Annotated in this window: 14 protein-coding genes; 2 read left to right on the forward strand and 12 right to left on the reverse strand. The window is 58.9% G+C overall.

What is annotated here, in order from left to right; all coding sequences use genetic code 11:
- Nucleotide 1: 1 nt before the first annotated feature.
- Complete coding sequence (locus tag ACZZ0D_RS15375) at nucleotides 2-1,207, reverse strand: acetyl-CoA C-acetyltransferase (RefSeq protein ID WP_212544317.1); 1,206 nt, start codon at nucleotides 1,205-1,207, stop codon at nucleotides 2-4.
- 584 nt (nucleotides 1,208-1,791) lie between these two features.
- On the opposite strand from ACZZ0D_RS15375, the gene ACZZ0D_RS15380 reads away from it, so the two are divergent.
- Nucleotides 1,792-2,613 (forward strand): c-type cytochrome, encoded by an 822-nt coding sequence (locus ACZZ0D_RS15380; RefSeq protein WP_463554813.1) that lies wholly within the window; start codon nucleotides 1,792-1,794, stop codon nucleotides 2,611-2,613.
- Between the two features lie 119 nt (nucleotides 2,614-2,732).
- Here ACZZ0D_RS15380 and ACZZ0D_RS15385 read toward each other — a convergent pair whose 3' ends face one another.
- The 10 genes from ACZZ0D_RS15385 to ACZZ0D_RS15430 form a co-directional block, all read right to left on the reverse strand.
- Nucleotides 2,733-3,536 (reverse strand): transglutaminase family protein, encoded by an 804-nt coding sequence (locus ACZZ0D_RS15385; protein ID WP_053116842.1) that lies wholly within the window; start codon nucleotides 3,534-3,536, stop codon nucleotides 2,733-2,735.
- A complete protein-coding gene (locus ACZZ0D_RS15390; RefSeq protein ID WP_053116841.1) occupies nucleotides 3,533-4,483 on the reverse strand; it encodes an alpha-E domain-containing protein in 951 nt (316 codons plus the stop codon). Before ACZZ0D_RS15390 ends, ACZZ0D_RS15385 begins: the two co-directional genes overlap by 4 nt.
- Before the next feature lie 12 nt (nucleotides 4,484-4,495).
- Complete coding sequence (locus tag ACZZ0D_RS15395) at nucleotides 4,496-5,905, reverse strand: circularly permuted type 2 ATP-grasp protein (protein WP_007914061.1); 1,410 nt, start codon at nucleotides 5,903-5,905, stop codon at nucleotides 4,496-4,498.
- 500 nt (nucleotides 5,906-6,405) lie between these two features.
- A complete protein-coding gene (locus ACZZ0D_RS15400; protein ID WP_008080948.1) occupies nucleotides 6,406-6,753 on the reverse strand; it encodes a ribonuclease E inhibitor RraB in 348 nt (115 codons plus the stop codon).
- Between the two features lie 210 nt (nucleotides 6,754-6,963).
- Nucleotides 6,964-7,197, reverse strand: coding sequence for a hypothetical protein (locus tag ACZZ0D_RS15405; RefSeq protein WP_053118693.1), 234 nt, complete (start codon nucleotides 7,195-7,197; stop codon nucleotides 6,964-6,966).
- Nucleotides 7,198-7,435: 238 nt separating this feature from the next.
- Nucleotides 7,436-8,311: a polyamine aminopropyltransferase gene (speE, locus tag ACZZ0D_RS15410; RefSeq protein ID WP_008080944.1), complete on the reverse strand. Its 876-nt coding sequence runs from the start codon at nucleotides 8,309-8,311 to the stop codon at nucleotides 7,436-7,438.
- A 220-nt stretch (nucleotides 8,312-8,531) separates the two neighbouring features.
- Nucleotides 8,532-8,723 (reverse strand): PLDc N-terminal domain-containing protein, encoded by a 192-nt coding sequence (locus tag ACZZ0D_RS15415; protein ID WP_007914053.1) that lies wholly within the window; start codon nucleotides 8,721-8,723, stop codon nucleotides 8,532-8,534.
- 71 nt (nucleotides 8,724-8,794) lie between these two features.
- Complete coding sequence (locus ACZZ0D_RS15420; protein WP_463553710.1) at nucleotides 8,795-9,325, reverse strand: hypothetical protein; 531 nt, start codon at nucleotides 9,323-9,325, stop codon at nucleotides 8,795-8,797.
- Nucleotides 9,326-9,458: 133 nt separating this feature from the next.
- Nucleotides 9,459-9,977, reverse strand: coding sequence for an ankyrin repeat domain-containing protein (locus ACZZ0D_RS15425; RefSeq protein ID WP_400648569.1), 519 nt, complete (start codon nucleotides 9,975-9,977; stop codon nucleotides 9,459-9,461).
- A gap of 96 nt (nucleotides 9,978-10,073) precedes the next feature.
- Nucleotides 10,074-11,912, reverse strand: coding sequence for a long-chain-acyl-CoA synthetase (locus ACZZ0D_RS15430; RefSeq protein ID WP_463553711.1), 1,839 nt, complete (start codon nucleotides 11,910-11,912; stop codon nucleotides 10,074-10,076).
- A gap of 390 nt (nucleotides 11,913-12,302) precedes the next feature.
- Between ACZZ0D_RS15430 and ACZZ0D_RS15435 the strand changes: the two genes are divergently transcribed.
- Nucleotides 12,303-12,581: a DUF3509 domain-containing protein gene (locus tag ACZZ0D_RS15435; protein ID WP_053118700.1), complete on the forward strand. Its 279-nt coding sequence runs from the start codon at nucleotides 12,303-12,305 to the stop codon at nucleotides 12,579-12,581.
- A gap of 225 nt (nucleotides 12,582-12,806) precedes the next feature.
- Here the strand turns inward: ACZZ0D_RS15435 and mtnC are convergent, their stop codons facing one another.
- The gene (mtnC, locus tag ACZZ0D_RS15440; protein ID WP_463553712.1) at nucleotides 12,807-13,490 is read right to left on the reverse strand and encodes an acireductone synthase; all 684 of its coding nucleotides are present in this window, start codon (nucleotides 13,488-13,490) and stop codon (nucleotides 12,807-12,809) included.
- Nucleotide 13,491 lies beyond the last annotated feature (1 nt).

The raw sequence follows: 13,491 nt of genomic DNA on the forward strand, positions 1-13,491 counted from the left end.
CTCAGAGACGTTCGATGATGGTGGCAATGCCCATGCCGCCGCCGACGCACAGCGTCGCGAGGCCATAGCGCAGGTGCCGCGCTTCCAGTTCATCGAGCAAGGTGCCGAGGATCGCGCAACCGGTGGCGCCCAGCGGATGGCCCATGGCGATGGAGCCGCCGTTGACGTTGACCTTGTCCGGGTCGACGGCCATGTCCTTGATGAACTTCAGCACCACCGAGGCAAACGCTTCGTTGACCTCGAACAGGTCAATGTCCTCCACGCGCAGCCCGGCCTTGGCCAAAGCCTTGCGCGTGGCCGGCGCCGGGCCGGTGAGCATGATGGTCGGGTCGGTGCTGGTGACTGCCGTGGCGACAATTCGCGCCCGAGGTTGCAGGCCCAACGCGCGGCCCTTGGCTTCGGAGCCGATCAGCATCAACGCCGCACCGTCGACGATCCCGGAACTGTTGCCGGGTGTGTGCACATGATTGATCCGTTCAACGTGGCTGTAGACCCGCAGCGCCGTCGCGTCGAACCCCATTTGCCCGATCATTTCAAAACTCGGCTTGAGCTTGCCGAGCCCTTCCAGCGTCGATTCAGCACGAATGAATTCATCGTGATCGAGCAGGATGATGCCGTTCTGATCCTGCACCGGCACCAGCGACTTGTTGAACGAACCATCGGCCCGGGCCCGCGCGGCTTTCTGTTGCGAGTGCAGCGCGTAGGCATCGACGTCGTGACGGCTGAAACCTTCGAGCGTGGCGATCAAATCGGCACCGACGCCTTGTGGGGTGAAGTGACTGTGCAGGTTGGTCTGCGGGTCGAGTGCCCAGGCGCCGCCATCGCTGCCCATCGGCACGCGCGACATCGACTCGACGCCACCGACCACCACCAGGTCTTCAAAACCCGAGCGCACTTTCATTGCGCCAAGGTTCACTGCCTCAAGCCCGGACGCGCAGAAGCGGTTGATCTGCACCCCCGCCACGCTGACGTCCCAATCAGCCACTTGCACGGCGGTTTTGGCGATGTCCGAGCCTTGATCGCCAATCGGCGTGACACAACCGAGCACGACGTCATCGACCTGGCTGGTGTCCAGCGCAGTGCGTTGCTGCAGAGCGGTCAACAGCCCCGCTACCAGATTCACCGGTTTGACGCTGTGCAAAGCACCGTCGGCCTTGCCTTTGCCGCGTGGCGTGCGTAGCGCATCGAAAATCAAAGCTTGGGTCATGACGTCCTCGAACCTGTGCGGTGAGTGATTTCTTGTGCTTGCACTCTTGTCCCGGACGGCCACGGATTCAATGACCACAGCGCTCAATGCGGTTGACGGACACGCTCAGACGGACGGTCATTGGCCGTCGGGTGAACCGGTTCAGGTCACGGAGTTGTCTAGCAAGCGGGCGGCGCAGAAGCTGGCAATACGCCTCATGCCTTTTTAATCGCCGTTGGCAGCAACTCCATATGAAATGGATCTAAGCCAAGCGTGACGCGGGCCCTAAGGTAGTACATGTACGTCAGAGTCGTCGGGTTTTGCCGAGGCCGGCGTCCTTCAACAGGAAGTGCAGCGCTTGCCGTCATGGATATGCAGGCAGGCATCAGGAAATAACAATAAAGGCGGTCAAGCCATGTTCAAACAACCGAAAGTTCGTCAAGCAGGGCTCATTCTTTTCGCCACGACGCTGTTGTTGATTTTGCCGAATCTGACCAAGGTCATCGGCTGAATCGAGCGGCGGGTTTATCTATCGCCACTGAAAATGTGACTGGCCCGCTACCCGGGCCAGCGTGGCTGTGCCAACCTTTGCGCATTTCCACGACATGGACGGCGATCATTTGAAAACGCTCTTCGTACTCGGGGCCATGCTGCTGAGCATGCCTCTGTCTGCCGCACAGTTGGACTTACAACTGGGCGAGCACAGCCGCACCTGGCAGACCGAGGAATTGCTCAAGCATCCTCAGGTGCAAAACATCACCATCAAAAACGATGTGTCCTACAAGAAGGACATGGTCTATCGCGCTGTGCCGGTGGCGGCGTTGTTGACGGGAATAAAGGCTGAAGATCATCTGCAAGCGGTGGCGCTGGACGGTTTTGCCGCAGAGCTGGCGGCGGCGCCGTTGCTCAACCGTGAAGGTGCGCGCGCGTGGCTGGCAATTGAAGACCCGGCCCATCCGTGGCCGCCGTTGTCGAAGGATAAACACAGCGCCGGGCCGTTCTATCTGGTGTGGACGAATCCGCAGGCGGGCAATATCAGCCCCGAGCAGTGGCCGTTTGAAGTGGCGAGCATCAAGCGCATGGCGCCGGTGGCCGAGCGCTTCCCTGCTCTGCTACCGGATCCGGCTTTGAAGAAAGATGATCCGGTGAATCTTGGGTTTGCGTTGTTTCAGAAGAATTGTCTGGCATGTCACCGGTTGAATGGTGCGGGGGATGCGCAGTTTGGGCCGGATCTGAATATTCCGTACAGTCCGACGGAGTATTTCGGGGCGGATTTCTTGAAGCGCTACATTCGTGATCCGCAGAGTTTGCGCCAGTGGCCGCAGGCGAAGATGCCGGGGTTTTCGGCGGAGGTGTTGCCGGACGGGGATCTGGAATTGCTGGTGGGTTATCTGAAACACATGGCGGGGCGCAAGGTTAAGCCCTGATATCAAACCCCTGTGGGAGCGAGCCTGCTCGCGAAAGCGGCGTGTCAGTCACTGCATTGCTGACTGATAGATCGCTTTCGCGAGCAGGCTCGCTCCCACAGAGTTTGGTGTGATGCCAGTTATTGTTGTTGCACGGAGATGACCGGGGTCGGTGAGACGAACACTTTCGCGTGCATCTGCTCGCAGCCGCCGCCCCGGCGCATACCGCGTACCGGGCAGGCGTCGAGGTAATCGAGGCCCACCGCCAGTTTCAAATGCCGTTCCGGCCGTGCCAGTTCGTTGGTCACGTCAAAGCTGTACCACGCGTCATCCAGCCACGCTTCCGCCCAGGCATGGCTGGCCAGATGTTCGCAATCCTCGCTGTACAAATACCCCGACACGTAACGCGACGGCACGCCCAGGCTGCGCGCGCAGGCGAGGAACGCGTGGGTGTGATCCTGACAAACCCCGGCGCGTCCGGCGAAGGCTTCAGCGGCGCTGGTGTCGACTTCGGTGGAACCCGGCGTGTAGGTCATGTGCTGATTCAAACCGTGCATCAAATCAATCAGCGCTGTGCGATCGCGCCGCTGCTTGCAGGATCTTTCAGCGAACGCTCGAAGCGCTTCATCGGCCTCGGTCAACCGGGTAAAGCGCAGAAACGGCAGCGCCGACTGGCTCTCATGCTCAGCCTCGCGCAATTCATCAATATCGACCTGCCCGCGCGCGCCAATGATGATCGCTTCGTGCGGCTCGTCCATGGTTAGCACGTGCAGGATGTTGCCGAACGGATCGAGTTGCGCGCGCACCGGGCGCGGCAGGTCGAGTTGCCAGCTCAGCACATGTTGACGCTCGCTGTCGTGGGGGGTCAGCCGCAGGTACTGGATGCTCGCCCGCACCTTATCTTCGTAGTGATAGGTGGTCTCGTGGCTTATGGAAAGTCTCATGCAGCCTCCAGGTAGGAACTGTGAATGGCGTTGCCCAACTGGCGCACCAGCGGGATGAATTCGGTCAGCCAGGCGTGCAGGCCTTCCTCGAGGATTTCGTTGATGCCGGTGTAGCGCAGGCGCGCGTCCATCTCGGCGGCCAAGCGTTGCGCGGGACGACCGTTGGCACCGGGCAGTTGCGCAAGAATCTGGTCGATCTCTTCGGTGCAGGCGCGCAGTGAGCGCGGCACGTCGGCGCGCAACAGCAGCAACTCGGCAACATGCCGGGCGCCGGGCGCGTCGCGATAGATTTCGGTGTAGGCCTCGAAGGACGACAGCGCACGCAGCAATGCACTCCACTGGTAATAGGCGTGGGCCGTGCCGTCGCTGACCGCTTCGGCTTGATCGCCAGCCATTTCGTAGCGGGCATCGAGCAAGCGCAGGGTGTTGTCCGCGCGTTCGATAAAGGTGCCGAGACGAATAAAACGAAATGCATCGTTGCGCATGATCGTGCCGTAGGACGCGCCACGAAACAGGTGCGAACGCTCCTTGATCCACTCGCAGAAGCGACTCATGCCGTAGCGGCTGAGGCCCTGTTCAGCGATCCCGCGAATCTCCAGCCACGTCGAGTTGATGTTCTCCCACATGTCCGCCGTGATGCGTCCGCGCACTGCATGGGCACTGGCCCGTGCGGCGCCGAGGCAACTGTAGATGCTCGCCGGGTTGGCCGCATCGAGGGCAAAAAAATGCAGCAGACGTTCGGCATGCAATGCGCCGTGACGCTCCAGATAATCCTCAAGGGTGCCGGTGATCAACAGCGGCATGGCTAGTTCGTGCAAACCGTCGCCGCGTCCGTCCTGCGGCATCAGTGATAGCGAATAACTGATATCGAGCATCCGCGCGAGGTTTTCCGCCCGCTCCAGGTAACGCGACATCCAATACAGATCCGAGGCAGTTCTACTTAACATGGCAAGCTTCCTTCAATCCTCGACCACCCAGGTGTCCTTGGTTCCGCCGCCCTGTGATGAGTTCACCACCAGCGAGCCTTCGCGCAGCGCCACACGGGTCAAACCGCCGGGCACCACACGGGTTTCGCGACCGGACAAGACAAACGGGCGCAAATCGATATGGCGCGGCGCAATGCCGTTTTCGACAAAGGTCGGACAGGTCGACAGCGACAACGTCGGTTGCGCGATGTACGCGTGGGGTTTGGCCTTGATGCGTTCGCGGAAAGCATCGATTTCCGCTTTCGTTGACGCCGGCCCCACCAGCATTCCGTAACCGCCGGAGCCTTGGGTTTCCTTGACCACCAGATCTGGAAGATTGGCCAGCACGTGGGAAAGTTCAGACGGGTTGCGGCATTGCCAGGTCGGCACGTTTTTCAGGATCGGTTCTTCGTCGAGATAGAAACGGATCATGTCGGTGACAAACGGGTACACCGATTTGTCGTCCGCCACGCCGGTGCCGATGGCATTGGCCAACACGACGTTGCCGGAGCGATAGGACGACAGCAGCCCCGGCACGCCGAGCATTGAGTCCGGGTTGAACGCCAATGGATCGAGGAAAGCGTCGTCGAGGCGGCGGTAAATCACGTCCACTGCTTTCGGGCCGTCGGTGGTGCGCATGAAGACTTTGTCGTCACGCACGAACAGATCCGCACCCTCGACCAGTTCCACGCCCATTTCCCGGGCAAGAAACGCGTGCTCAAAGAAAGCACTGTTGAAGCGCCCCGGCGTCAGCACCACCACACTCGGGTCATCAATCGGGCTGGAGCTTTTCAGCGTGTCGAGCAACAGGTTCGGGTAGTGATCGATCGGGGCGATGCGTTGCGCGGCGAACAACTCCGGGAACAATCGCATCATCATTTTGCGATCTTCGAGCATGTAGCTGACGCCGCTCGGCGTACGCAGGTTGTCTTCGAGCACGTAATACGTGCCGTCGCCATCGCGCACCAGATCGACGCCGGAAATGTGCGAATAGATATCGCGGTGCAGATCCAGGCCTTGCATCGCCAACTGGTATTGCTCGTTGGCCAGCACCTGTTCGGCGGGAATGATCCCGGCCTTGATGATGCGCTGCTCGTGATAAAGGTCGGCGAGGAACATGTTCAACGCCTTGACCCGCTGGATGCAGCCGCGCTCGACGATCCGCCACTCGCTGGCGGGGATGCTGCGCGGAATGGTGTCGAAAGGAATCAGGCGCTCGGTGCCCTGCTCGTCCCCATAGAGCGTGAAAGTAATCCCGGCGCGATGGAACAGCAGATCGGCCTCGCGTCGCCGTTGGGCCAGCAGCTCGTCAGGCGTGTCGGCCAGCCATCGGGCGAACTCCCGATAATGCGGGCGAACCTGGCCGCCGGCATCGTACATCTCATCAAAATAGGTGCGGATCATGCCGTACTCCTTGTCACCCGGACATACAGGCCTTCGCAAGGCCCGTGCCATCGGCATAAACGCTTTGATTTCAATCGGTTGGATATTCACGCCGCAGGCGCCGCACCATTCCTGTGCGGCAAATGCCCCAACCTGATTGCCCCCGCTTCATTGCGACGCACTGCATCGCCTATTAGCAGCATAGTCAGAGTTGATTTCACTGCCCGGGATCGGCTGCGGATAATCCGCGCATTCGCTGCAAAACTTCGCCGCTCCCCGCACCGCGAAGTGGTCAGCTCAATTGATTGGGATTGCCCCGGCAGCCCGCCCAGCCTTAACCCTGACCGGTTTCCTCTCCTTATCGGTCTTCCCTTTTAGCCACCCTCTCCGGTGGCTTTTTTTTGCCTTTTGGAAATGTTTTGAAAGCAAAAGCAAAAGATCGCAGCCTTCGGCAGCTCCTACATGAATCTGTGTAGGAGCTGCCGAAGGCTGCGATCTTTTGATCTTCTATCTATAAATATTCAATTCAACCGGTGGCGGCTACGCACCTCCTGTTTCACGCCCCACCCTTCGATTATTCCGCCCAGAGGCTCGACCACCGCCGAAAAGCCCTGTTCAAAGTCGCCGATATCGTCATACGTCGCGTACATCACTTTGCTTAATTCCAGCGCCCACGCACCGTCATCACGCACGCTGACCTGGGCATTGATGGATTCACCGCGAAATTTGCCTGCTGCCCTGCGCGCCCGCTCCTCGTCCGGGAAAATCGCGTAGAACTCGATGGGATGGAATCGGGAAAAATCGAAACCGCCTTCTTTCATGCGGCGCAGAACATTGCTGCTGATGTCTTCTTGATAGGCTGTGCTCATGAATCGTCCCCCTCGCATAGATGGATAGACTTTCCGTATTCCCGCCCCGGGCCTTTGGCCAAAGTACTGCGACAACGTCGTTGAACGCGGGAAACAAGCATGTAGCTGACAAGACCAGACCTTAGCGATCCGTTCGCTGATCTCGCTTGCAGAGTAGCCCCAAGATAGAGCTGCTGCCAAGGCCTGGTGGTGAAGGTGACAAGAAGAATGTCAGATAGGGGTGATGCTGCGGATTTCGATGCTGTTCTGGGTTTTCAGACTTTTCACGCCAGCATCGGCGGTGCGCCCTTCCAGATCGTTGAGATCCAGCTCGGCGGCCACGGGCAGGAGCCGTGCCTTGATCAGTTGTGCGGCCTCATCGTCACTGGGGCATTCCGCACGTTCGAACACCTCATCGACAATTTCACCATGATCGTCCACGAAAGTGACTTTCCACTTTTGCATCGGTGCCTCCTCGATCAAACCCGCAAATGGGCTTACAACTATCTCGACTGTTTACGCAGAAAGTTGGTTCAAAAGGATTACAGCGGGCGAAGATGAAAAAAACGACATCTACCGTGCGGGGCAAACAAATGTGGGAGCGGGCTTGCTCGCGAATGCGATTTGTCATCCAACAAATTTGTTGGCTGACAGTCCGCTTTCGCGAGCAAGCCCGCTCCCACAGGGGTTTTGCAGTGTTCTTTTAGTCGTTGCTTGGCTTGTTGATCGCTTGCAGCACGTACTGCGGCAAGGCGAATGCGCCGATGTGGATTTCCGGGTTGTAATAGCGGGTGACGATGCCGCTGCCGATGAAGCGCTGTTGCAGGGTTTCACGGCTCAGTTTGCGGTAGGCCGGGTTGGTCGAGCCCCAAGCGAAGGTCATCGAACCGCCGATGTAGGTCGGTACGGCCGCTTGATAGAAGTGCCAGTCCGGGAACAGGCTCTTCAGGCGACCGGCGGTGGTTTTCACTTCGTCGATCTGCATGAACGGTGTGCCGTTCTGGGTCACGAGGATGCCGCCCTCGTTCAGGCAGCGGTGGCAGGCCTGATAGAAGTTCTCCGAGAACAGCACTTCGCCCGGGCCGATCGGGTCGGTGGAGTCGGAGATGATCACGTCGAATTTTTCCGTGGTGGTGGCGACGAAACGCATGCCGTCGTCGATCACCAGGTTCAGACGTGGATCGTCGTAAGCGCCGCTGGAGTGGTTCGGCAGGAATTCTTTGCACATGTCGACCACGGTGCCGTCGATCTCGACCATGGTGATGTGTTCAACGCCAGCGTGTTTGGTCACTTCGCGCAACATGCCGCCGTCACCGCCGCCGATGATCAGCACGCGCTTGGCGCTGCCGTGGGCGAGGATCGGCACGTGGGTGAGCATTTCGTGGTAGATGAATTCGTCGGCTTCGGTGGTCTGGATCACGCCGTCCAGCGCCATCACGCGGCCCATGCGCGGGTTCTGGAAGATCACCAGATGCTGGTGTTCGGTGCGCACTTCGTGCAGCAGTTTTTCCATGCGAAAACGCTGGCCGTAGCCTTCGTAGAGGGTTTCCAGGTACTCGCTGGTTTTGGTGACGGTCATGGTCAAGTGCTCCGATGAATGCGCGGGCGCCAATCGTGGGGACGATTGCCCGGGAAAGGCGCGCATTCTACGTTGCCGAAGATGACAGGTCGAACCTCACAACCACAATCCCTGTAGGAGCTGCCGAAGGCTGCGATCTTTTGATCTTGTTTTTTACAATCAACATCAAAAGATCGCAGGCTTCGGCAGCTCCTACAGGGGTATTGCGGTGTTAGCTGATTCAGATCCGGACGTTACCGCGTGGCCCGGCGATTGCCCAGATGATCAGGCCCAGCACTGGCAGGAGGATGATCAGCAGCACCCAGACGATTTTCATCCCGGTGGTCGCGCCGCTTTTCAGCACATTGATGATGGCCCAGATGTCGAGGGCGAGGATGATCAGGCCGATCAGACCGTTGAACGTGGAACCCATGGTGTCGCTCCAGAATAGTGGCATGCACTTTTAGGATAGACGGTCACGCGCAGGGTTCCCTTTTATTGCACTCAGACGTGAACGGCGATCTTCAACGCCTCCAGCGCGGGTGCAGTCGTGATGCCGACTTCGGCGCACAACTCCAGCACGCGCGGCACGTCGTTGCCGAAGACCAGCACCATTTGCAGCTCATCGTCGAGCAACTGACTGAAGTTCATCAGCGTGTAACCGCCGTTTTCCTTGTTCATGCTGCTCATCTGCACCTGAATGCGGTTGAGCGCGGTCAGGGCTTCGGTTTTCGCCAGTTGCTTGGGCTTGAGATTGAAATCCACGCCCGGGCCGAACGAGGCGACGATCTGCGCGAACAGGTCAACGTAGGTGTCGGCCTGGAACAACACGGTTTCCGGCAGGCTGCCGACGACGACCCACTCGCCCAACGGGATCGGGAAAGTGTCGTCGTAGTTGATGTCCGGGTTGGCTGCCAGGAAGGCGTCGGCATCGGCGTAGGCTTGCGCCGCTTCATCGGCCACTTTCAGGATCTCGTCCTCGGCCATGCAGCCGGAGCTGATTTTGCTGATGAGTTCGACGAGTGCGGCTTTCATGAGGGCGGATCCTGTGGAAGGTGAAATTTGAGGGCGCGGAGGATAGCGCACAACGCAAAAGATCGCAGCCTGCGGCAGTTCCTACAGAGGGATCAGTGTAGGAGCTGCCGCAGGCTGCGATCTTTTGACTTTATCAACCCAACAATTTTTCCAGCTGCGCCGTGGTATCGACCGCACCCATGGTGCGCGCCGCGTCCAGCGCCGTTGCGCCGTTGGCGTCCTTGGCCTGCGCGTCGGCGCCTTTGCCGAGCAAGTAATCGACGATTTCAACGCGGTTGAACATCGCCGCCATCATCAGCGCCGTCCGGCCATCAAACGACGAACCTTCGATCTCGGCACCCGCCTCGACCAACGCCTTGACCACCGCCAGATCACCTTTGAATGCCGCTCCGGCAATCGGGCTCTGGCCGTTGCCATTGCGCATTTCCGGGTCGGCTTTGTGTTTAAGCAGCACATTCACCGCGTCGATATGGCCGTAGTAGCTGGCGAGCATCAGCAGCGTGTCGCCCTTGCTGTTCTTCAGGTTGACCGGCAAACCGGCGCTGACCAGGCGATCAAGCATCTCTGCATCACCGTCGCGCGCCTTGTTGAAAACCTGCTCGGTGAATTCGGCGGCTTCTTCAGGGGTCATCTGGCGGCTTTGTTCGGACATGGGCAACTCCACTTTCGGTCAATCGGAAAGCCGACAGTTTCCCGAGCGCGAGGAAAACTGTCACCCCCTTTTTCTCAAGTCGGCCTATAGCCAGATTCAATAACGATGCTTGCCCTGATAAATGCCCGCCAATATTTCATCGGTCACGCGAACGTAAGTCTGCGTACCGGGCAGCCATGCGTAGATCGGGTCATCGCCCGTCTGGCCGGGGTCGAAGCCTTCATTCTTCAGGCGGGTTTTCTGGTATTTGAACGTCCCCGTGGTTTCCATCTTCACCTTCACCCGCAGGAACAACGGCACCGCGTACGCCGGCATGCGCTCCCGAGCAAAAGTCAGTAACTCGGCGAAATCCAGGGTCGCGAGGGATTCCGCTGGCGTGATCGCGGCCATGCCGGCACGGCCGTTGGTGTTGCGGATTTCCACGCCATAGGCCACCGCCTCGGAGATATGCGGATGTTGCAGCAGCAGGTTTTCAACCTCGGTGGTCGAGACGTTTTCGCCCTTCCAGCGATAGGTGTCACCGAGTCGATCAACAAATTGCGCATGACCGAAACCAATGTTGCGCAGCAGATCGCCGGTATTGAAGAATCGGTCACCTTTGGCGAACACATCCTGCAGTACAACTTTCGCGGTTTTCTGTGGATCGGTGTAACCGTCCAGCGGCGCTTTCTCGTCGATCCGCGCCAGCAACAGGCCCTGTTCGCCTTTGTCGACCTTGCGCATAAAGCCGTTGTCGCTGCGCAGAGGCTCGCCGCTGTCGTGGTCGTAAGCCACCAACTCCCAGGCCATCAGCGAAAAACCGATGGTGTTGTCGAAGTTGAGAATATTGGTGAAGCCGATGTTGCCGTCGCTGGCCGCGTACAGCTCACAGATGTGATCCACCGCAAAGCGCGTTTTGAACTCGGCCCAGGCGCCGGGGCGCAAACCGTTGCCGATCATCTTGCGCACCTCGTGGCGGTTGTCGTCGGCGCTGGCCGGTTGATCGACCAGATAACGGCACAATTCGCCGACGTATCCGATGGTGGTCGCGCGATAGCGGCGCACGTCGTTCCAGAACTGACTGGCGCTGAATTTACGCCGGATCGCGAAGCCTGAAGCGCCGTTTACCGCTGAGCCCCAACACACGCAGAGGCCGGTGGCGTGGTACAGCGGCAAGGTGCAATAGACGACGTCGTCGGGGCCCATGTTGAGGGCGATCATGCCGAAGCTGGCGGAGCTGCGCATCCAGCGCCCGTGCTTGAACACCCCGGCCTTCGGCAGCCCGGTGGTGCCGGAGGTGTAGATGTAGAAACACGGGTCGTCGAAGAAGATCTGCTGGCTGCTCGGCGGATTTTCGCTGGAGGCGTCGGCACTGGCGCTGATCAGATTGACGAAGCCGTCGGGCGCAATGCCCGGATGGCTGTAAGTGTCCTGATCGGCGACAAACCAGGTGCGTGGCGAGGTGATTGCCACTTGCTCGCGCACCGCTGAATAAGCCGCAACCAGCTCTTCGCCAACGACAATCGCTACCGGCGCTACCAGATTAATGCTGTGGATCAGCGTGTCGCGGGTCTGCGACGTGTTCAGCAGCGCACTGACGGCGCCGACCTTGGCCAACGCCAAAATCGTCACCAGCAACTCCGGACGGTTCTCGATAAACACCGCGACCACGTCGCCCTTACCGATGCCCTGCCCGCTCAGATAGTGAGCGATGCGGTTCGCCCACTGGTTGACTTGTGAGTACGTCAGCGCCACGTCGCCGTGCAGTAACGCCGGGCCGTCGGGGTTGCGCAGGGTTGCTTGTTCGAACGTCCAGCCAAGGCCACAGCTTTGGGTCGGATCCGTGACGTTGGCCACCTTCATGCCTTTGACCACCCGCGGGATGGCTTTGGCAATCATCGGCAGTTTGCGGAGCATCATGCTCCAGGTAATCGTGTCGCTTGGCGCGTGACGCATGGAAGCTCCCCGTTCGACCTTGGCGTGCAGGTCGATGTTTTTATTTTTCGGGCTGTGCCTTGAAGCAACCGACGCATTCGGGCGCCAGTCGAGATCGAAAATACGTCAGCGCTTCTCAGGCTGTACACGCGGTTTTTGCAATGTTTTGTATCCGCTGACGTGGCGAGCGCGGAGCTGATCTCCGGGTCAACGTTTGGTTCCGTAGAAATGATCACGATCCCGCAAAATGCAGGATGCACGATGGCCACTCATGCAGATTGCACGACGCCTTCAAAAATTATAATTTTCAAACTATTGATTTATAACGATATTTTTTTAATCAAATGCTGGCACAAACTCTGCAACCTCCTCTGCATGCTTGCCATTCAAGTGCATACGGAGCTGAAAGACATGAGCCTGATCCAAGAGAAATTTACCTCCCTGTTCTCCAACTTCGACGTCACCACTGCGCCACGTCCTGATGGCGGGATCCTGCTGACCCTGCGCAGCAGCGACGGCAAAGTGTTCAAACGCGCACTGACTTATCAACAACTGCATGCCGGCGACCAACTGTCGTGGGCGATCAGCGCGATCCGTCGTGACTTGGCTGAACAAGCCAGTGAGCTGCCACAAATCGGAATGCTGCAAAGCCAACAGCGTTTTGCCCTGCCGACGTATCACTCGCTGTAATTTGTAAAACGCTTTAAACAAAACAGGCCGTGGAGCTCTCGCTTCACGGCCTGTTTTTTGTGCGCGATCCCTACTGCCATCGCGCACTCTATTGCGATCGCGATCTCAACTACGATCGCTAACTCTTTGTAGGAGCTGCGGAACGCTGCGATCTTTTGATCCTGATTCTAAAAACAAGATCAAAAGATCGCAGCGTTCCGCAGCTCCTACAGGGGTTTTGTGTGGTTAGAAGGCTTCGGGTTCTATGCCGGTGAAGGTGTCGACGGTGATGTGGTTGCCCAGCTCGCCGCCTTCGCGGGCGAGGCCGCAGGTTTGCAGGCCGGCTGCTTGTGCGGCATCGAGTTCTTCGACGATGTCCGAGAGGAATAGAATTTCCTCGGGCTCTACGCCAATGGCTTGCTGAATGTTGGTGTACGACTGCGCCTCACGCTTGGGGCCCGACGTGGTGTCGAAATACCCGCTGAACAGCGGCGTCAAATCCCCCGCCTCGGAACAACCGAAAATCAGCTTCTGCGCCTGAATCGAACCCGACGAATACACAAACAGTTGATAACCCGCCGCGTGCCAGCGTTGCAGCGCTTCAACCGCGTCCGGGTAAACGTGCCCTTTCAACTGCCCGGCGTGATAACCCTGGGCCCAGACCATGCCTTGCAAAGCCTTGAGCGGCGTGGCCTTGCGGTCTTCCTCGATCCAGCTCAGCAGAATTTCAACAACCCGCTCAACATCGGCCTGCGGCGCATTGCTGTCACGGCGCACTGCGTCGAGTTGCTCGGCGACATCGGCACGATCGGCGTTCTGCCGCACAAAGTCAGGCAGGTGTTTGGCCGCGTACGGAAACAGCACGTCGAAGACGAAACTCACCGCGCTGGTGGTGCCTTCGATGTCAGTGACAATGGCTTTGATCGACATC

Source organism: Pseudomonas sp. AC193, assembly GCF_979258075.1.